This is a genomic window from Paraburkholderia sp. UCT2 (assembly GCF_014397665.1).
GTDB lineage: Bacteria > Pseudomonadota > Gammaproteobacteria > Burkholderiales > Burkholderiaceae > Paraburkholderia > Paraburkholderia tuberum.
The window spans coordinates 1-260 of the sequence record NZ_VZQO01000179.1 but is presented as its reverse complement, the minus strand read 5'-3'; the positions used below and the strand labels follow the sequence as shown (position 1 = coordinate 260).

1 rRNA gene is annotated in these 260 nt (G+C 54.2%); it reads left to right on the top strand.

Features of this window, described 5'->3' with window-relative positions:
* Positions 1-260 (top strand): 23S ribosomal RNA (locus tag F6X39_RS36260); the annotation flags it as partial.

Sequence of the window (260 nt, the reverse complement as noted above, 5' to 3'; positions counted from 1 at the left end):
CATCCTCCAAGGCTAAATACTCGTGATCGACCGATAGTGAACCAGTACCGTGAGGGAAAGGCGAAAAGAACCCCGGGAGGGGAGTGAAACAGATCCTGAAACCGCATGCATACAAACAGTCGGAGCCTCGTAAGGGGTGACGGCGTACCTTTTGTATAATGGGTCAGCGACTTACATTCAGTGGCGAGCTTAACCGATTAGGGCAGGCGTAGCGAAAGCGAGTCCGAACAGGGCGTCCAGTCGCTGGGTGTAGACCCGAA